The sequence below is a fragment of the Polynucleobacter sp. HIN7 genome, from assembly GCF_030297595.1.
Lineage (GTDB): Bacteria > Pseudomonadota > Gammaproteobacteria > Burkholderiales > Burkholderiaceae > Polynucleobacter.
This window is the reverse complement of the sequence record NZ_AP028138.1, coordinates 424545-440609: the sequence shown is the minus strand read 5'-3', so window position 1 is coordinate 440609 and position 16065 is coordinate 424545. Positions and strand designations below refer to the sequence as shown.

Below are 16065 nucleotides of genomic sequence, written 5' to 3'. Positions count from 1 at the left end.
CCACAAAGACTTAAAATAAATGTCCTAGTGTGAAAATAATTCGGGGTCGACATGGTTTCGACGTGGATTACAAAGCATCAAGGGCATACCGAGGACCCGTTATCTCGTAAATCAATGGGAATGCAATAACTGCTAACGACGAACGTTACGCACTAGCCGCTTGATTGCGGCTGCCCCTGAACTGATTCTCTCTTGGGTCAGGTAGCGCAAGCTACGTCAGGGTCATATACAAGAGATAAGATCAGCCCGCGTCACGAGAGTTGATACGAAAACTGAGTGAATCGCTAATGCAAAGCGTGTCGATTCGCGTTGCCTTGGTTAAATTAAATAATTAGACTAAGTATGTAGAACTTGTTGTAGCGTGTTTGCGGACGCGGGTTCGATTCCCGCCGACTCCACCAATTTAAGGTTGGAACTGTTTAAAACAGCTGCCAACTTAAGGTGTTTGTAGAACACTCTCCATCTGCGTGGAGAGCTTTTCGTAGTGGCTGAAAGCCAATTTCGTTGGGAGGATGTGCTTTTTGCGAGCATCGGCTTTATCAATTGACAACTTGATGTAACCCATCGCCTGCAAATTTTTGATCCGTCCATGAAGTGTTGCCTGAGAGCCAAGCTCATGGGCAGCTAATAAGTCTCCAACCAAGATCGTTTGCTGGCGATCCCAGGCTAACATCGCCCGATTTAATAACTGCTCCTCAATGGAATCTAATTTTTTTCCAGGATTGATCCGATCCAAAGTATCCAAACAGTTGAGAAAACGTAAATACGATAGAGAGCGGTGTGACATGAATTTAATTAGAATTGGTGAGTAACATACAAATGTGAACCATATACCAAACAAACTCGAATCGCAATAATCGTTGTCAATTTTTCATGAGCCAAGCAAATTATTCAAAGGAATCAATCCTTTCTGCAAAGACAATCATTGCTTGCGCTCTCGTTTATAGCCTTCTTTTTTATGCCAATGATTGGCTTACCTCATTTTTAGAGGCAGCCCCTGGTGTCAACTGGATTTACCTTCCCGCAGGACTCAGGCTATTTTTAGTTCTTATTTTTGGTTTGTCTGGAGCACTTGGGATTGCGATTGCCTCGACCTTAATCACTTTTGGTCGCGATCTTGGTGATGACATGATTAGCATTCTTGGCATCGGCCTTATTTCAGGATTTAGTCCCTATTTAGCCCGCCTAATCGTGATTCATAATCTCAAAATTAATCCGGATTTGAGCAACCTCAATATACAGATAATCGCTATTAGCGTTTTGGTCTTTGCTCTTTTGAGTACCGGATTACATCAAGTGTGGTTTGTAATAATGGGCATCCCGAGTGGTAGTCTCTCCAATGCGATTGCGATGCTCATTGGCGATATTTTAGGAGCCCTGTTATTTATTTCCATCTGTAAATTTGGAATTGATCTTTATAAGAAATTTGTTAAGAGAGAATCGCTCCCTTAAACGATTGCTCCATTTCCATACGAATTTTGTAAGCATCGGTGGTTTTATCGATTAGTACATCATCCCAACAAAGACTTTGTCCTTTTTTCACCGGTCTGATGACTTTAATCTGATGCGCTAAGCCCAAAGGCAATCCGCCCATGGAATGCGATTTCTTAGCGGGTAGTAATTTCCCCCAAACGGTATACCCACCCTCACCATCTAATTGATCACCCGGATTTAGGTCGCGCTTGGCGGTTGCGATGACATCGGCATTCCAACAATAGGGCACCCCGGTTGCTTCTTTACGGAGAGCAACGCTGGCTACCGACAAACCAACCTCTAGTCCGATTAAATGCCAGCGCTTATACAGCGTGAAATATCGTCCACTTGGATCGGTATGGGCTTTGTACTCTTCAAAGCAATTCTTGATGTAATCAGTCTCTGCTTCAACCGTGACCCAAACCCCCATGCGAATGTCATAGGGTATTTTTCGGCCATCCTTTTCTAAAGAAGAGATCACTTCAACCATCCCTTTACGTTCTAAATGGCCACCCTCTGAAATCGGTCGTGTTACGACAGGAATATCTTCAACACTGGCTGGAGGGTATAAAAGACCGTTACTTGGTACAGCTAATCCCGTCGCATTGGCGACTGCAGTGGATTCGATTGCAGGTTTTGAACCATCCAAAAAACTATTAAACATTTTGGGATTGAGACCACCCCGTTTTGCCTGTTCAGTAGTTAAACCGTAGTAATTCCAGACCGTTTCTGGGGTTGAATCCGCATAGTGCGGCAACCACTGATGACCTCTACCAGCAGCCACGACTGGGAAGCCACAGGTGCGAGCCCAATCTACCAGATCACAGATTAAGGCCGGCTGATCGCCAAAAGCAAGGGAGTAAATGACGTTCGCATCTCTCGCTTTTTTGGCTAACAAGGGTCCACAAAAGGCATCTGCCTCCACAGTGACATTCACAACGTGTTTACCCTCTGAAAATGCCCGCAAACAATGCTCAACTGCTGCAATCGGATTACCTGTACATTCCACAACAACGTCAACCGCTGGGTGCTGCACAATCGCTTGCCAATCATCGGTCACATAGCATGTACGCTCACGAAGCGCCGAATCAATTGATGAGGCCTCTAATTGAGTTGCGTCCCAGCCAACGTTACATAAATTCTGTTTAGCAAGCGCGGGCATCAAATCTGCCACCGCGACCAATTGCACCCCAGGGGTTCTAGGAATTTGGGCTAGATACATCGAACCAAATTTACCGGCACCAATTAGTCCAATCCGAATCGGTTTTTGTTCAGCAGCACGCTGGAGTAGTTGTTGATAAAGACTCATGGCTTGCTCTTAGGGAGTAGTTAGTCGATTCTGTTGATAGTCTGCAATTGCCTGCATAATCTCTTCTTGGGTATTCATGACAAAAGGGCCATGCTGAATAATCGGTTCATGGAGTGGTTTTGCAGCAAGCCAAATAGCTTTAGCCCCCTGAGCGCCAGATTGCATAGTCACTTGATCGCCCTCACCCAAAACGAGCGCCGCCTGACGTGGTACTCGCTCCACTTGACCACCAAGGGCTAAATCACCTTCGTAGACATAGAGAAAGCTATGGTGCGAGACTGGTATTGGATGACTAAACGTCTCATGACCCAAGAGGTGAATATCAAAAAATAAAGGTTCGGTACTTAATCCATGAATCGGGCCCTGGATCACAGTGCCATCAGGTAACTGGCACTCCCCAGCAATCACCTTAACTAATCCACCTTTCGGTAAATGAACTCTTGGAATGGATATATCTTGAATATCTTGATACCCTGCGGGCTTCATTTTTTCGCGAGCGGGCAAATTAATCCAAAGCTGAAACCCGCGCATCGCACCACTTTCTTGCTGGGGCATTTCTGAATGAATTATTCCGCGACCGGCCGTCATCCATTGCACGCCACCACTTTTTAAGTGGCCACGATTACCCAAGTGATCCTCATGCAACATGTGACCCTCGAGCATATAGGTCACGGTTTCAAAACCGCGATGCGGATGGGGTGGAAATCCAGCAACATAATCATTTGGATCGTTGGATGAAAACTCATCGAGCATCAAAAATGGATCTAGGCGCTGCCGATCTTGACCGCCCAAACTGCGACGTAAGCGAACGCCCGCCCCATCAGAGGTTGCAACACTTGGAACCACCCGAATAATTTGACGATCCATTACTTAAGCCTTGGGAGCCTGATCTTCGGGATGAATATCTAAAGCAATCAGAAAGCGTGACACCATGTTGTACGCTGCAATCACCGTTACCAACTCAACTAATGCAGTATTACCTAAGGCTTCTTGCAGGCGCTTCATCAATGCAGGATCAACCTGAATGGCTCGGGTCATTTGTAAGGTTAGCTCGAGAGCGTCTCGCTCTAATAGGCTAAAGGAGCTAGGGTCAAAGTTGTTACCTCCCAAATACCTCATTGCATCGACTTGGGCTTGTGTGCCTCCCGCTTTCAGAAAAGGTGGGGCATGATGGAAGAACTCATACTCGGCACCATTGAGAACTGCAACACCACACATTCCCAGTTCACGTAACTTGGGATCGAGTGAGAGTTGCTGGCGCACATTACCAATAAAATGATTCCAGCCGCGGGCTACTGGCTCACTATGCAACAGCATCCGATCCAGATTAATCAGCTGGCCACCGCGACGTTTGCGGATCTCGGCAACCAGATCTGCGGGCTCCGCTAAATCTAGGGGTTGGTAGGGAATTAAACGATCGTTTTTCATTAAATGATGGGGTTGGTATCAGTGCTATAAGTGTACCGATAAACTTGGTCGATAATACAGGCATGAATCATGAGCGTCCGGGCTCAAACGCCCTTTCCATCCTCAATATTGCTGGCTATCAGTTTGTCCGTCTAGGCGAGCTTGATCAACTAAAAGAATCACTCTATCAAGTTGCCTCAGAGCTTCACCTCAAAGGAACAATTCTGCTATCAGAAGAAGGGATTAATTTATTTCTGGCTGGTCTCGAGACCAACATTCAGAGTTTTCTGGCCTTTTTACGAGATGATCCACGACTGGCATCGTTTCAAACAAAGGACAGTTGGTCAGCAACGCAACCATTTCGTAAGCTTTTAGTTAAGATCAAAAAAGAGATTATTCGCATGAATCATCCGACGATCGCCCCGGAAAAAGGTCGGGCGAAGTTTATCTCTCCGCAGAAATTAAAAGAATGGCTTGATCGGGGCCAAGATGATCTGGGGCGCCCTGTAGTGATGATTGATACGCGCAATGGATTTGAGGTGGAATACGGAACATTCAAGAATGCATTGCATTTCAACATCAATAAATTCAGTGAATTTCCGCAAGCAATTGAGGCGCATCTCCCGGAACTAAGTGATAAGACTTTGGTCAGTTTTTGTACAGGTGGAATCCGCTGTGAAAAATCAGGGTTATATTTGCGAGAACGTGGTCTTGAGCACAGCTATCAATTGGATGGTGGGATCTTGCAATACTTTGAAGATATTGGTGGCGATCACTATGTGGGCGATTGCTTCGTTTTTGATGAACGCGAAACTCTAGAGCCCAGCCTTGCTGCTAAGCCCCAGGGCAGACTCAAGCCCAAGAAAAATCAAGCTTAGTTGAACCTAGTCGGACTTACCGACTAAATTGAAATGCTCAACAGCAGGCGCTTGGGTAAAAAATGGGCCCACAATGCTGCGCCACTCGGTAAATGCTGGAGATCCCCGAAAATCCACCATATGGTTCTCGAGGGTGTCCCAATAAATCATTAGCAAGTAGCGATCGGGTGACTCAATGCTGTGATTAACTTTAAAGCCCCGAAAACCCTTTGCAGGGGCAATGGTGGTACGAACTCCTCGTAAAATTGCCTCATTAAATTCAGCTTGCTTACCTTCATCGATACGAATATCAACTACTTCTAGAATCATTTTGTTTCCTCAAGATCACGGTTAAACATCAATTATCATCGATTTATTCATTGATTCTGCGAATTTCTATGCATACCAAACCGATTATTGCTGTCTTAGGAGACTACGAGCGCTGCTTACAAAGCTATGCGGATTGGTCGCGGATTCAAGCGCGTGCCGATGTGCGATTTTTCCATGAGCCCCTTGATGGTGAATCCCTCTTCCAGGCCGTGCAAGATGCGCATGCCATTGCCTTAGTTCGTGATCGGTCCCCATTTGATGCATCGCTCATCAAGCGCCTACCAAAGCTCAAGTTGTTTGTTTTTACTGGGGTCCGTAATGGCTTACTTGATCATGCTGCACTCCTCAATCAAGGGGTCACGGTCGCTTGTACACGTGGCGGGCCATCCAAAGAAACTACCGCTGAGCTAACTTGGGCCCTCATTCTGGCTGCCAGTAAGCAGGTGGTCGATCAGTCTCAGATGATGAGTGACGGGCAATGGCGTAATGCCCACTCGGTCTTGCCCATACTTAACGGGCAACGTCTTGGGATTATTGGACTAGGCGGCATCGGCAGCATAGTCGCCAAAGTAGGCGCTGCATTTGGAATGGAATTGGTTTGCTGGAGTCCGAATATGACCCACGAACGCGCCAAGGTAGCCGGTTGTGAGTTCTTGCCACTAGAAACCCTTCTTCAAACCTCAAAAATTGTGAGTTTGCATTTGGTTGCCAGCGAGCGCACCAAAGGCCTCATTCATCGGGATCGCTTAGCGATGATGCGAGCAGACTCTATCTTGGTAAATACCTCGCGCTCAAGCCTGATTGTGACCAATGATCTGATCGCGGCTCTCAAATCCGGTAGACCAGGTCAGGCTGCCCTCGATGTCTTTGATCAAGAACCACTTCCAAAAGACTCTGAACTGCATCGCATCCCAAATTTACTAATGACCCCCCATTTAGGCTTTGTGGCTGAGCCTATTTTTCAGGGTTTTGCCCAAGGTCTTGTCGATACGCTTAATGCCTGGCTCAATGGCAAGCCTGTACCGATGCCCTACCCTGCCAATTCATAAGCCATGCGGCTCAGCCCAGCTCATTTATTCATTACTTTCACATTCATTGGTTTATCGGGCTTTGGTGGCGTTCTGCCGTGGGCCAGGAGAACCTTGGTGGAGCAAAAACAATGGCTCAGCTCTCAAGAGTTCAATGCGCTCTTGGGAGTCTGTCAGTTAGTTCCTGGTCCTAATATTGTTAACCTTGCGGTGTGTGTAGGCGAGCGTTTTGGGGGCGTACGAGGAGCATTCGCCGCTGTTGGTGGGTTGATGCTGGCTCCCATGACCGTTGTGATTTTGCTGGCCTTACTCTACGACCATTACGGAGAGTTTGAGCGGGTGCAAGGTATTTTGCGAGGCATCTCTTCGGTGGGGGTTGGCTTAATCGCTGCTACAGGATTTAAGATGCTCAAAGATGAATTGAGTTACCCACCAATGCTAATGGTGATTTTGATTAGCATCGTGATTGCTACGATCTATCAGTTAGCGCTTGGCTGGGTCGTTGCCATCACCTTGCCGCTTGCGCTATTGGTTGCTTGGAGAAAAGCGCGATGATGATCGGCCTCTTAGGACTGTTTATCAAACTGTCGTTGTTCTCATTAATTGCATTTGGCGGGGTCAACGCTCTCCTCCCAACCTTATATGACATTTCGGTCAACCAAGAGGGTTGGATCGATCCTCAAACCTTCATTCATTACTTTGCGATTGCGCAAGCGGCACCGGGGCCTAATCTATTAACCGTTACCTTAATTGGTTGGAATGCCTTTGGCTTAGCGGGCGCCCTCTTAGCAACTTTAGCCGTTTGCTGGCCATCGTGTATTTTGATTTTTTATCTACAGCGGGTGATCGCAAAACTGCAACATTTGCAGTGGAAAAAAACCATTGAGTACTCAGCAAGCGCCCTTGCAGTTGGCTTAGTGCTTTCATCTGCCTGGCAAATTGCCATTCGCATTAATGGCAATTGGGCAGCCTATGCATTAACCATCTTTAGCATTCTGTTTGTCTTGCTCAGTAAGCGTCATCCTCTCTATCTAATTGGACTCGGTGCAATCCTGGGATTTTTTGGTTTTATTTGAGAGCATGGACAGTCCAAATCCCTAGAAAAGTTAGTAATAAGGATCCGCAGACATGCATGAGGGCGAGGCCTAAAGCGAGCATCAATTGATCTCGCTGCATCAACTGCACAACCTCTGCCGAGAAGCTTGAGAACGTAGTCAGCCCACCCAAGAACCCGGTGATGATAAAAAGTCGCCATTGTGGAGAAATCGTTGGTTGATCCATGTAATACGCCAAAGCAATACCTACTAGATAGGCGCCAAGGAGATTAGCGATTAAGGTTCCCGCGGGGATCGTAGAAGAAAATGATTCGGCAAGAACATTAAACCAGGCGCGTAAGAGCGCCCCGAGGCCGGCTCCAAAAAAGATGGCGGCAATGGATACAGAAGTAGTAGACATTCCCATAACTGGGATTATGAGGGATTAGAAACTGGGACGATAGCCCAGATAGGTTTGCTGGCGTTCGCGCTTAGTTAACACCAGTTGCCATAGTTGCCCTTGGCCAGAGCGGAAAAATCCAGCGCAACAGCACAGGTAATAGCGCCACATCCGATAAAAACGCTTGGAATACTGGGTTTGTAACTGCGGCCAAGCGCGCTCAAAATTACTTAACCATGCCATCAGCGTTTTGTCGTAGTCGTGTCCAAAGTTATGCAAATCCTCGACCAAAAACCGGCGCTCTAATGCTTGCGATAACTCCACTAAAGATGGTAAATGCCCATTCGGAAAGATATAGCGATCAATCCAAGCATCCGTTTTTTTAACCGTTGCGTAACTGCCGATGGTGTGCAAGAGAAAAATTCCTTGATCACTTAACAAGCGATGAGCGATATCAAAGTACTCTGCATAATTTTTTTGCCCAACGTGCTCAAACATCCCAACTGAAACGATCTTATCGAACGATCCCGTAAGATCTCGATAATCAATTAAACGAATTTCAACTGGAAGACCTTGGCAACGTTCGATAGCTAAGGCCCGCTGCTCGCTCGATACGGTGATACCTAAAACCTTCACACCATAGCGCTCCGCCGCGAATTTAGCCAACCCACCCCAACCACAACCAATTTCTAATAGCGACTCACCTGGCTTTAACTGGAGCTTCTTACAAATCAAATCAAGTTTATGTTCTTGTGCCTCGGTTAAATCCTTTGCATGAGCCCAGTAAGCACAGGAGTAGATCATGCGTGGATCAAGCATGGCCTCAAACAGATCATTGCCCGCGTTATAGTGCTGCTCACCCACCTGAAAGGCTCGATCTTTGGATTGCAAATTAAATAGTTTGGAGCGGGCGATTTCATAAAGAAGGCGGACTTTAGCGAAACCCTGCACGCTCTCATCTAATTCATCACGCATTAAACGATAAAAGAACTCGTCTAGACGCTGGCAGTCCCATTGCCCATCCATGTAGGACTCACCAAGGCCCAAAGACCATGTTTGTAAAATCCGATCAAAAACCATCGGGTCATGAACTTGCATGTCCCAAGCTTGAGTACCGTTAACGACAATGCCGGCTTGCTGAAGAATTTGTTGGAGTGCAGCAGGGGCTTTGATACCCCCGGGAGGTGAATAACTTGCGGAATTACTTGACATCATGGCAAGTGATACCGGCTTACATCATCGTGCTAGAAGCACTGACATTTAACCAAATACGTAACCCATATGGGCTGCAACCAAGGCAAACAAAATCGCTAGGCTGGTAGCGGCTGCCAACATCACAATTAGGGTAATCATCTTTTTGTTGATGACGTCTTTGCTTTCATTTTGCCATTCGTTCATGGTCTGCCCCTTTATCTAAACGATATAGTCAATATTATCCACACTTTAGGTGATTATCGGCCCCGACCAGCTTTTCGCATCATGCCCTTACCACCCCCAAATCCTTGTTGTGGCTTGCCCCCCATACTTTGAGGGCCCTTCCCGACCGGTGGGCGGGCTGGAAGCTTAGGTGCCTTCACGGCGGATTTAACTAGGGGTTTCTTCTCATCGGTCACAATAGTCTCCTCTCGATATGATCTTAATATGATTTCTGACTATTCTATCCAAGCTATTGCAATTAATGCGATTCCCTTGGTTTTTGCCATTACGATTCATGAGGCTGCTCATGGCTATGCAGCCAAACGCTTTGGCGACAACACTGCTTTCTTGCTTGGTCGTGTCACACTTAACCCCCTAAAACATATTGATCCGATTGGCACTGTTTTAATCCCGATTGCACTGATTTTGGCAAACTCCCCCTTCTTGGTTGGTTATGCTAAACCGGTTCCAGTACGCTTTGATCACTTGCGCAATCCTCGAATCGATATGATTTGGGTCGCACTCGCTGGGCCTGGTTCTAATTTTTTTCAGGCGATCGCTTGGGCTATTGCTTGGATTTTGCTTCAAGGGTCAGGTATTAATGAGCCGTTTTTGATCTCCATGGCTAAGGCGGGGGTCTTTTGGAACATTGGACTCTTGGTCTTTAATTTATTTCCCCTCCCCCCATTGGACGGTGGCCGCATTTTGGCAGGCTTGTTACCGTACCGCCAAGCCCTGTTATTAGGTAAATTAGAGCCCTGGGGCTTTTTTATTGTGTTGGGACTCGTGTTTACCGGAATTATTTCTCAATGGTGGATGGTTCCCTTAAGTGAGTTCTTCATTTCGATCGTGCGGGGCCTCACCTACCCAATAAGAATGCTTTTTGGGTCCTAACTTTTTGGGCACCCCTGAAATATGGGCTTCACAGAATTGGAGTATTCTTGAACTAGGATTATTTCTAATCAGTCTCATGGAGGATTTATGAATACTCAATCACTTCGCATTTCCATCAAAGCTCTCATTCCGGTACTTGCCCTTACCTTGGCCGCGCCAGCGATGGCTCAATTTGCTAAGCCAGAGGATGCCATCAAATATCGCCAAAGCGCATTTGCTCTGATGGGCGCCCATATGGGGCGATTGTCTGCAGTGGTGAAGGGTGAGGTACCCTATAACAAAGAGGATGTGGCCCGAAATGCCGCCATTATCAGTACGCTCTCAAGCTTACCTTGGCAAGCATTTGGTCCTGGGACAGAAGGTGGTAAGGCTGAACCAGCCATTTGGAAGGAAAGTGCCAAGTTCAAGACAGCTGCTGATCGTATGCAAGCTGCTGTAGCGGAGTTAAATGCTGCCGCTCAATCAGGCAATCCGGAGAACTTGAAAAGGGCCTTGGGGGCAACGAGTCAAACCTGCAAAGCCTGTCACGACGATTTCCGTAAGAAGTAATTATTCGCCACAACTCGGCCTATATTCTCTGATTAAGCAATCAGGAGATATAAGCCGAGAATAATCAACAAAAATATTGCCAGTGCCATCATGCGTTGGCGGGATGTATCAACCGTCTCTTGTAAGTTTAGAGTAGAGGTGATTAATTTATCGCCAGTGACCATAGGTCGGACTAAGTTTTCTCGTTTCACGAAATAGTAGTACGAGATTGCGGCAATATGCAGTCCGACCAAAGCAAATATTGAGTATTGGTTGAAGCGATGAATACTAGTGAGTAGTGCGACCGTACTATTTGATACATATTTTGCAAGTGGTCCCTGGAAAAAAATATCATCATCGGCAAATAGGCCTGTCAGAGCCTGAATTAAAACGACAAGTAATAAACCGATGACGGATAAGGCGCCGAGCGGGTTATGACCAAGTCCGCCATCGACTTGACCCCGAAGAAAAGCAATTAGCGTTGCGGGGCTGGGAATGAAATTAGCAAACCGTGCATACTGCGAACCCACAAAACCCCAAATGATGCGAAACAAGATCAGTGCCAGCGCAGTATAGCCACAATAGGCATGCCACTGAATAGCATTACCGCCGATTTTTACAAACACAATACCGAGCACAATACAGATCGCCAAAGCCCAATGAAATAGCCGCGTTGGCAAATCCCAAATGCGAACCGGCGTGCTCACTTTATTTGATTTCAGGAAGTTCTTTTTGTAAGAGTTTCAAACCGGCACGAAGCAAATCATCATACCGCTGGCGCTCTGCTTTGATCGCCTCGGCATCCCAGGAATAAAACCCTTGGCCTGTTTTCATTCCCAGATTTCCAGAATCTACTTTTTCCTTAAGGCATTGTGCAATCTCACCTTTGTTATTCAAGGAGGGGTAGATACTGGCTCCGGCCGCGGCATGAACCTCAACACCAGCATGATCACGCTGTAATACTGGGCCTGCAGCCAAGTAACGAAACCCGAAACCAAAACGTACTGCTTTATCAACATCCTCGGGGGTTACAATCCCCGCATCGATCAGATCAAAAGCTTCACGAGAGAGTGCATGTTGCAAGCGATTGGCCAAAAACCCTGGCAGATCTTTTTTGACTGTAACGGGAATCATGCCACACGCGGTCATTAAGCGACTCAAACTGTCTGCTACCAAACGTGATGTTTTTTCACCATAGATCACCTCCACACAAGGAACCAAATGTGCGGGCATAAAAAAATGCAAACCAATCATGCGAGCAGGACTTTTTAAACCTTTGGCAATTTCACTAATAGGAAAGCTAGAACTATTACTTGCTAGAACAGTTTCAGGGTTAACCACCTGCTCGAGTTGGGCAAATAAATCCTGCTTGACTTCGAGTTTTTCTGGAACGCACTCAATCACCAAGTCAATTTCTGACCAGTCAAAATGATTGAGCGAATCAACGACAGAGAGTAAGTGGAATCGATGCGAATAGCCAATTTCTTGCAATTTAGTTTCAAAATAATTGGGCAATAGAGCGCGACGTTCAGCGCTCGATTCAAAAACTTGGGTTGCGCACCCTCCACGAGCACAGACTAGGGCAACATCAGCCCCCATGGTTCCACCACCAACGATTAAAACTTTAGTCTCGGCTGGATTAAATAGCATCTCATTTTCCCTTTAGAAGTGGTACCACGCCATGTGCAGAGGGAACCATAAAGTCAAAATCACACCCAACATCTGCTTGCGTAACCGTCGTTTGATAGAGATGACGATAACCTGTTTCTGGAATATTCAAACGCTTTGCTGGTGTCTCAAGAGCAGCGATGCGACGCGCAATTTCTGCATCATCAAGCTCTAATTGCAATAAACGTTTTTCAACATCCAAGGTAATCATGTCGCCATCCTGAACGATGGCAAGCGGTCCATTCTCGGCCGATTCTGGGGTGACATGCAACACAATCGTGCCAAAGGCGGTGCCACTCATACGCGCGTCTGAAATCCTGACCATGTCTTTGACCCCTGCTTGAGCCAGCTTTTTGGGAATTGGTAAATAGCCAGCTTCAGGCATACCCGGCGCACCTTTGGGGCCAGCATTTTGTAAGACCAAGATATCTTCTGCCGTGACGTCTAGATCTGGACTGTCCACGCGCAAGGCTAAATCCTCCAAAGATTTAAAGACTACTGCGCGACCGCGATGTTTGAGCAAATTAGGGCTAGCTGCTGAATGCTTAATGACTGCTCCACGTGGTGCTAAATTGCCCTTCAAAACAGCCAAGCCACCGACAGGGTAAATTGGTTCGCTCGCAATCCGAATGACCTTACGGGCTTTGGTCACTTTTGCTGCGTCAATCTCCTCGCCCAGTGTTCTGCCAGATACTGTTAAGCAATCGAGGTACAAGTGGGGTTTTAGCTCTCGCAAGACACCCATCAAACCACCGTCTTCGTATAAGTGCTCCATGTAGTGCGAACCACTGGGCTTTAAATCAACCAGGACCGGTATATTTCGGCCCAAGCGGTCAAAGCGCTCCAAATCCAGTTTGATTCCCAGACGTGCTGCGATCGCCGTGAAATGAATCAAGGCATTGGTTGAGCCCCCGATTGCATGCAAGACAACAAGCGCATTCGTCAACGCTTCGGTACTTAAGATGGTTCGTGGTGAGAATTTACCTTCACCAGCTGTTTTGCCAAGCTCAACCGCTCTGCGACCGGTGAGCTCCGATAAACGAAAGCGTTCTGCAGTGACTGCTGGAGCTGCTGCTGTGCCAGGCAAACTCAAACCAGCGGTCTCAACCATGCAGGCGATGGTGCTGGCGGTTCCCATTACCATACAAGTACCGGTCGTTGGAGCTAATTTGCCATTGATCTCATCAATTTCTGCTTGGTCAATTTCCCCAGCCCGAAACTTTCCCCAATATCGACGGCAATCGGTGCAAGCTCCTAAACGATCGCCCTGATGCAAGGTGGTCAGCATAGGGCCCGTTGGAATTGATAACACTGGCACATCAAGACTAGCCGCAGCCATTAATTGAGCGGGGATGGTTTTATCGCAACCACCGACCAGCACCACGGCATCCACCGGTTGCGAGCGCATCATCTCTTCGGTATCAAGCGCCATCAAATTGCGCAAATACATGCTGGTTGGAAATGCAAACGACTCGTGAATGGAGATGGTTGGAAATACCATCGGCATCCCACCCGCCTGCATCACACCACGCTTAATCGCCTCAATCATTTGCGGCACATTGCCATGGCAAGGGTTGAAGTCACTGTAGGTGTTCGTGATTCCAATAATGGGTCGATCAAGAGCGCTGTCACTAAATCCCATCGCCTTGATAAAGGCTTTGCGCATAAATAGAGAAAATTCAGTATCGCCGTAGCGAGTGAGGCCCTTGCGAATTCCTGTTTGGGGTGTGCTGTTCGATGCAGCTTTAGGATCGTTATTAGTGCTCAATGGGTGGTATCCAAAATGTTAAAAATATCGACTTACAATGTCACATTATTCCAATAAAAATAGAAACGAGACATGATTCCAGTCAATAGCGTATTACAAGTGGGATTTTTCCCTGAAATCATGCAAGATGAGGTCTTACGTCGCCTAACACCAGTGATGATGCCTGACCCTCAGGGTCCCATTCCACAACAGGATGTTCAGGCGATTTTGACAAGACCCAGCTATCCAATCACACCCGCTCTTTTAGATCAATTGCCCCGGGTCGAAATGATTGCCTGCTGTGGCGTTGGATATGACAATCTTCCGCTCGATTATTTAAGGCAAAAAGGGATCATGGCATCGAACACGCCAGGGGTACTCAACGATGCAGTGTGCGAACTCACGATCGGCATGTTGTTTGCCCTACTGCGACAAATTCCGAAGGCGCATGAGTTTGTAATTCATAAAAATTGGAGTAAAGGGGCCTTTCCGTTTACAACTTCCTTGGCAGGTAAAACAATCGGGATCGTAGGCATGGGACGAATTGGTCAAGAGCTCGCAGCGCGACTAGTGCCTTTTAAGGTAAAGATTGCCTACCATGGCCCACATGACAAGCACCTGTCCTATCCATACATTTCCTCATTAATTGAGCTAGCAAGAATGAGTGATATCTTGATTCTGTGCTGCCCCGGCGGCAAAGAAACCGAGCGCATGATTCATCGGGAGGTGCTTGAGGCTTTAGGTCCCTCGTCCTACTTGATTAATGTCGCCCGTGGCACTGTCATCAACGAGTCCGATTTATTGGCCGCACTTCATGGCGGGAAGATTGCTGGAGCTGCCTTGGATGTATTTGAAAACGAACCCAATCCTGATCCACGATTTTTAGAGCTCCCCAATGTCTTACTAACACCCCACATTGGCAGCGCGACCCAGGAGACTCGTCAAGCGATGACGAATCTTGCGATTGATAATCTTGATGCTTTTTTTAATCAGCGCCCTCTACCAACCCCTATTGTCTTGTAATTGGAGATTGTGATGCCCGTTCACCCCTCAAGTTTTTCATCAGTCCTGTCACCGGTTCTAACCCCATTTAATGCCGATGGTGGTCCGAATTCCAAAAAACTCCTGCGACAATGTCAATGGCTACAAAGTCATGGAGTAGGTCAAGCGGTCTTTGGAACGAACTCTGAAGCCAATTCCATGTCCGCACGCCAAAAGATCATGGTGCTAGAGGAATTGATTGATGGTGGACTCAACCCAAATAATGTGATGCCAGGGACTGGTGCATGCTCGGTTGATGATGCAGTTGCCATGACACGTGCCGCAGTGAATGCTGGTTGTGCCGGAGTATTGATGCTCCCGCCCTTTTATTATAAAGACGTCGCTGACGATGGCTTATTTGCGTTTTATGCTGAAGTCATTGAAAAAGTGGCTGATGCAAACTTAAAAATCTATGTCTACAACATCCCTCCGGTCACCAAAATTGGTCTGAGTATTCCCCTGTTGGAGCGCTTGGTGAAGGCTTATCCCAATACTGTCATCGGGATGAAAGATAGTTCGGGAGATTGGCCATATACCGAATCTGTGATTAAAGCGTTGGGGGGCTCAGGATTTCGGGTCTATGCAGGTAGTGAGGTATTTTTACTGCGCACCCTAAAAGCTGGGGGCGTGGGTTGCATCTCAGCCACCGCGAATGTCAATCCAAAAGCAATTGCCCAACTAGCAGCCCGCTGGCAAGAATCAGGGGCAGATGCCCTCCAAGAGTCCCTATCGGCAGTACGGGCCATTTTTGCCCAGTTCCCGATGATTCCTGGCATGAAGGCAGCGGTCGCTCACTATAGCGGTGATCCTGATTGGCTTCGCGTGAGACCCCCTCTGCTATCCCTCGATGCAGAGCAGCAAAACAGACTGGTTCACGAACTTCAAAAAATTAACTTCCAGATGGAAGGGCTTTAAGACGATTAAATTGGTATA

Annotated in this window: 20 protein-coding genes and 1 other RNA gene; 10 read left to right on the top strand and 11 right to left on the bottom strand. The window is 47.1% G+C overall.

Features of this window, described 5'->3' with window-relative positions; genetic code table 11:
* Window positions 1–42 precede the first annotated feature (42 nt).
* Window positions 43–401, top strand: a transfer-messenger RNA (tmRNA) gene (ssrA, locus tag QUE64_RS02280).
* Window positions 402–436: 35 nt separating this feature from the next.
* Here ssrA and QUE64_RS02275 read toward each other — a convergent pair.
* Window positions 437–787 carry a hypothetical protein gene (locus QUE64_RS02275; protein WP_286225745.1) on the bottom strand — a complete coding sequence of 117 codons (351 nt, stop codon included), beginning with the start codon at window positions 785–787 and terminating at the stop codon, window positions 437–439.
* An 86-nt stretch (window positions 788–873) separates the two neighbouring features.
* Between QUE64_RS02275 and QUE64_RS02270 the strand changes: the two genes are divergently transcribed.
* Complete coding sequence (locus QUE64_RS02270) at window positions 874–1452, top strand: hypothetical protein (RefSeq protein WP_286225744.1); 579 nt, start codon at window positions 874–876, stop codon at window positions 1450–1452.
* Here QUE64_RS02270 and QUE64_RS02265 read toward each other — a convergent pair.
* Genes QUE64_RS02265 through QUE64_RS02255 form a run of 3 tightly spaced genes read right to left on the bottom strand, consistent with a single transcriptional unit; the run spans window position 1430 to window position 4210 of the window.
* A complete protein-coding gene (locus QUE64_RS02265; RefSeq protein ID WP_286225743.1) occupies window positions 1430–2782 on the bottom strand; it encodes an NAD(P)H-dependent oxidoreductase in 1353 nt (450 codons plus the stop codon). The genes QUE64_RS02270 and QUE64_RS02265 overlap by 23 nt on opposite strands.
* Window positions 2783–2791: 9 nt before the next feature.
* Entirely contained in the window at window positions 2792–3649 is an 858-nt protein-coding gene (locus tag QUE64_RS02260; RefSeq protein WP_286225742.1) for a pirin family protein, read from the bottom strand.
* Window positions 3650–3652: 3 nt separating this feature from the next.
* Window positions 3653–4210, bottom strand: coding sequence for a carboxymuconolactone decarboxylase family protein (locus QUE64_RS02255; RefSeq protein ID WP_286225741.1), 558 nt, complete (start codon window positions 4208–4210; stop codon window positions 3653–3655).
* A gap of 62 nt (window positions 4211–4272) precedes the next feature.
* On the opposite strand from QUE64_RS02255, the gene QUE64_RS02250 reads away from it, so the two are divergent.
* Window positions 4273–5067 (top strand): sulfurtransferase, encoded by a 795-nt coding sequence (locus QUE64_RS02250; protein ID WP_286225740.1) that lies wholly within the window; start codon window positions 4273–4275, stop codon window positions 5065–5067.
* Window positions 5068–5073: 6 nt separating this feature from the next.
* Here the strand turns inward: QUE64_RS02250 and QUE64_RS02245 are convergent, their stop codons facing one another.
* A complete protein-coding gene (locus QUE64_RS02245; protein ID WP_286225739.1) occupies window positions 5074–5376 on the bottom strand; it encodes an antibiotic biosynthesis monooxygenase family protein in 303 nt (100 codons plus the stop codon).
* A 68-nt stretch (window positions 5377–5444) separates the two neighbouring features.
* Here QUE64_RS02245 and QUE64_RS02240 point away from each other — a divergent pair, with 68 nt between their 5' ends.
* Genes QUE64_RS02240 through QUE64_RS02230 form a run of 3 tightly spaced genes read left to right on the top strand, consistent with a single transcriptional unit; the run spans window position 5445 to window position 7480 of the window.
* Window positions 5445–6425 (top strand): D-2-hydroxyacid dehydrogenase family protein, encoded by a 981-nt coding sequence (locus QUE64_RS02240; RefSeq protein WP_286225738.1) that lies wholly within the window; start codon window positions 5445–5447, stop codon window positions 6423–6425.
* A 3-nt stretch (window positions 6426–6428) separates the two neighbouring features.
* On the top strand, window positions 6429–6959 hold the full coding sequence (locus QUE64_RS02235) for a chromate transporter (protein ID WP_286225737.1): 531 nt from the start codon (window positions 6429–6431) through the stop codon (window positions 6957–6959).
* The gene (locus QUE64_RS02230) at window positions 6956–7480 is read left to right on the top strand and encodes a chromate transporter (protein ID WP_286224164.1); all 525 of its coding nucleotides are present in this window, start codon (window positions 6956–6958) and stop codon (window positions 7478–7480) included. Before QUE64_RS02235 ends, QUE64_RS02230 begins: the two co-directional genes overlap by 4 nt.
* Here QUE64_RS02230 and crcB read toward each other — a convergent pair.
* From crcB to QUE64_RS02215, 3 genes are read right to left on the bottom strand one after another with little or no spacing between them, the layout of a single operon-like run.
* Entirely contained in the window at window positions 7473–7859 is a 387-nt protein-coding gene (gene crcB, locus QUE64_RS02225) for a fluoride efflux transporter CrcB (protein WP_286224162.1), read from the bottom strand. The genes QUE64_RS02230 and crcB overlap by 8 nt on opposite strands.
* Window positions 7860–7883: 24 nt before the next feature.
* The gene (gene cfa / locus QUE64_RS02220; RefSeq protein ID WP_286225736.1) at window positions 7884–9053 is read right to left on the bottom strand and encodes a cyclopropane fatty acyl phospholipid synthase; all 1170 of its coding nucleotides are present in this window, start codon (window positions 9051–9053) and stop codon (window positions 7884–7886) included.
* 45 nt (window positions 9054–9098) lie between these two features.
* The gene (locus tag QUE64_RS02215) at window positions 9099–9236 is read right to left on the bottom strand and encodes a hypothetical protein (protein ID WP_199908516.1); all 138 of its coding nucleotides are present in this window, start codon (window positions 9234–9236) and stop codon (window positions 9099–9101) included.
* A gap of 243 nt (window positions 9237–9479) precedes the next feature.
* On the opposite strand from QUE64_RS02215, the gene QUE64_RS02210 reads away from it, so the two are divergent.
* Window positions 9480–10148 carry a site-2 protease family protein gene (locus QUE64_RS02210; RefSeq protein WP_286225735.1) on the top strand — a complete coding sequence of 223 codons (669 nt, stop codon included), beginning with the start codon at window positions 9480–9482 and terminating at the stop codon, window positions 10146–10148.
* An 87-nt stretch (window positions 10149–10235) separates the two neighbouring features.
* Window positions 10236–10697 (top strand): c-type cytochrome, encoded by a 462-nt coding sequence (locus QUE64_RS02205; protein ID WP_286225734.1) that lies wholly within the window; start codon window positions 10236–10238, stop codon window positions 10695–10697.
* A gap of 32 nt (window positions 10698–10729) precedes the next feature.
* Here QUE64_RS02205 and QUE64_RS02200 read toward each other — a convergent pair whose 3' ends face one another.
* From QUE64_RS02200 to QUE64_RS02190, 3 genes are read right to left on the bottom strand one after another with little or no spacing between them, the layout of a single operon-like run.
* Window positions 10730–11383: a cytochrome b/b6 domain-containing protein gene (locus tag QUE64_RS02200; protein ID WP_286225733.1), complete on the bottom strand. Its 654-nt coding sequence runs from the start codon at window positions 11381–11383 to the stop codon at window positions 10730–10732.
* Between the two features lies 1 nt (window position 11384).
* Window positions 11385–12326: a 3-hydroxyacyl-CoA dehydrogenase family protein gene (locus tag QUE64_RS02195; RefSeq protein ID WP_286225732.1), complete on the bottom strand. Its 942-nt coding sequence runs from the start codon at window positions 12324–12326 to the stop codon at window positions 11385–11387.
* A gap of 1 nt (window position 12327) precedes the next feature.
* Window positions 12328–14112 (bottom strand): IlvD/Edd family dehydratase, encoded by a 1785-nt coding sequence (locus QUE64_RS02190; RefSeq protein WP_286225731.1) that lies wholly within the window; start codon window positions 14110–14112, stop codon window positions 12328–12330.
* 72 nt (window positions 14113–14184) lie between these two features.
* Here QUE64_RS02190 and QUE64_RS02185 point away from each other — a divergent pair, with 72 nt between their 5' ends.
* Window positions 14185–15114, top strand: coding sequence for a 2-hydroxyacid dehydrogenase (locus tag QUE64_RS02185; RefSeq protein WP_286225730.1), 930 nt, complete (start codon window positions 14185–14187; stop codon window positions 15112–15114).
* Between the two features lie 12 nt (window positions 15115–15126).
* Entirely contained in the window at window positions 15127–16047 is a 921-nt protein-coding gene (locus QUE64_RS02180) for a dihydrodipicolinate synthase family protein (RefSeq protein ID WP_353506773.1), read from the top strand.
* Window positions 16048–16065: the final 18 nt, after the last annotated feature.

Excerpts from the sequence above, each read along its gene's own strand:
- QUE64_RS02205 (WP_286225734.1), top strand. The coding sequence starts at position 10,236 with ATGAATACTCAATCACTTCGCATTTCCATCAAAGCTCTCATTCCGGTA.
- QUE64_RS02255 (WP_286225741.1), bottom strand. The coding sequence starts at position 4,210 with ATGAAAAACGATCGTTTAATTCCCTACCAACCCCTAGATTTAGCGGAG.
- QUE64_RS02245 (WP_286225739.1), bottom strand. The coding sequence starts at position 5,376 with ATGATTCTAGAAGTAGTTGATATTCGTATCGATGAAGGTAAGCAAGCT.
- QUE64_RS02180 (WP_353506773.1), top strand. The coding sequence starts at position 15,127 with ATGCCCGTTCACCCCTCAAGTTTTTCATCAGTCCTGTCACCGGTTCTA.
- cfa (WP_286225736.1), bottom strand. The coding sequence starts at position 9,053 with ATGATGTCAAGTAATTCCGCAAGTTATTCACCTCCCGGGGGTATCAAA.
- QUE64_RS02185 (WP_286225730.1), top strand. The coding sequence starts at position 14,185 with ATGATTCCAGTCAATAGCGTATTACAAGTGGGATTTTTCCCTGAAATC.
- QUE64_RS02250 (WP_286225740.1), top strand. The coding sequence starts at position 4,273 with ATGAATCATGAGCGTCCGGGCTCAAACGCCCTTTCCATCCTCAATATT.
- QUE64_RS02275 (WP_286225745.1), bottom strand. The coding sequence starts at position 787 with ATGTCACACCGCTCTCTATCGTATTTACGTTTTCTCAACTGTTTGGAT.
- QUE64_RS02230 (WP_286224164.1), top strand. The coding sequence starts at position 6,956 with ATGATGATCGGCCTCTTAGGACTGTTTATCAAACTGTCGTTGTTCTCA.
- QUE64_RS02235 (WP_286225737.1), top strand. The coding sequence starts at position 6,429 with ATGCGGCTCAGCCCAGCTCATTTATTCATTACTTTCACATTCATTGGT.
- QUE64_RS02210 (WP_286225735.1), top strand. The coding sequence starts at position 9,480 with ATGATTTCTGACTATTCTATCCAAGCTATTGCAATTAATGCGATTCCC.
- QUE64_RS02260 (WP_286225742.1), bottom strand. The coding sequence starts at position 3,649 with ATGGATCGTCAAATTATTCGGGTGGTTCCAAGTGTTGCAACCTCTGAT.
- QUE64_RS02195 (WP_286225732.1), bottom strand. The coding sequence starts at position 12,326 with ATGCTATTTAATCCAGCCGAGACTAAAGTTTTAATCGTTGGTGGTGGA.
- QUE64_RS02270 (WP_286225744.1), top strand. The coding sequence starts at position 874 with ATGAGCCAAGCAAATTATTCAAAGGAATCAATCCTTTCTGCAAAGACA.
- QUE64_RS02240 (WP_286225738.1), top strand. The coding sequence starts at position 5,445 with ATGCATACCAAACCGATTATTGCTGTCTTAGGAGACTACGAGCGCTGC.
- QUE64_RS02265 (WP_286225743.1), bottom strand. The coding sequence starts at position 2,782 with ATGAGTCTTTATCAACAACTACTCCAGCGTGCTGCTGAACAAAAACCG.
- crcB (WP_286224162.1), bottom strand. The coding sequence starts at position 7,859 with ATGTCTACTACTTCTGTATCCATTGCCGCCATCTTTTTTGGAGCCGGC.
- QUE64_RS02215 (WP_199908516.1), bottom strand. The coding sequence starts at position 9,236 with ATGAACGAATGGCAAAATGAAAGCAAAGACGTCATCAACAAAAAGATG.